General features: G+C 70.4%; 1 protein-coding gene. It reads right to left on the bottom strand.

The window, feature by feature from the left end:
• A partial coding sequence (locus tag ADL29_RS06745; protein WP_342671142.1) for a beta-ketoacyl reductase occupies window positions 1-756 on the bottom strand: 756 nt, incomplete at its 3' end.
• Window positions 757-858 lie beyond the last annotated feature (102 nt).

Consider the following 858-nt stretch of genomic DNA (forward strand, 5'->3'; position numbering starts at 1 on the left):
GCGCAGGACGGGGGGTACGGTGCCGGACGCGCGCACCGCCGCCAGATCCAGCCCGAACGCGGTCATCACCGGCCAGGCCGATCCTGCGGCGCTGTCGAAGAGGCGCAGACCGAGCTCGGTGGAGAGCGGGACTTCACCGGCGCGCGTCATCCGTTCGACGTCGGCGTCGGAGAGGTGCGCGGTCATTCCGCTGCGCTGCTCCCACAGGCCCCAGGCGATCGAGGTGCCCGGGAGGCCGGCGGCACGACGCGACTCCATCAACGCATCGAGGAAGGTGTTCGCCGCCGCATAGCCGCTCTGTCCCGCGGCGCCCAACGTCGCCGCCGCCGACGAGAACGCCACGAACAACGACAGATCGTCACCACGCGCCCGCGTCAACTCGTCCAGATGCACCAGACCATCGACCTTCGGCCGCAGCACCGTCGCCAACCGCTCCGACGACAGCGACCCCACCAGGCCGTCATCCAGCACACCCGCCGCATGCACCACACCCGTCAACGGAGCATCGGCCGAAACCCCGGCCAGCACCCCCGCCACCGCATCCCGGTCACCCACATCACACGCCACCACCGACACCGACACCGCACCCAGCGACTCCAACTCCGCCACCAACGCGCCCGCCCCAGGAGCATCCGCCCCACGACGACTGGTCAACACCAGATGCCGCACACCCTGCACACCCACCAGATGCCGAGCCACCAGCCCGCCCAGACCACCCACACCACCGGTCACCAGCACCGTCCCCGCAGGATCCACCCCACGCGGCACCGTCAACACCAACTTCCCCACATGCCGCGCCCGGCTCATAAACCGAAACGCCTCGGCGGCACGCCGCACATCCCACGCCAGCACCGGCAT

Source organism: Streptomyces chattanoogensis, assembly GCF_001294335.1.
Lineage (GTDB): Bacteria > Actinomycetota > Actinomycetes > Streptomycetales > Streptomycetaceae > Streptomyces > Streptomyces chattanoogensis.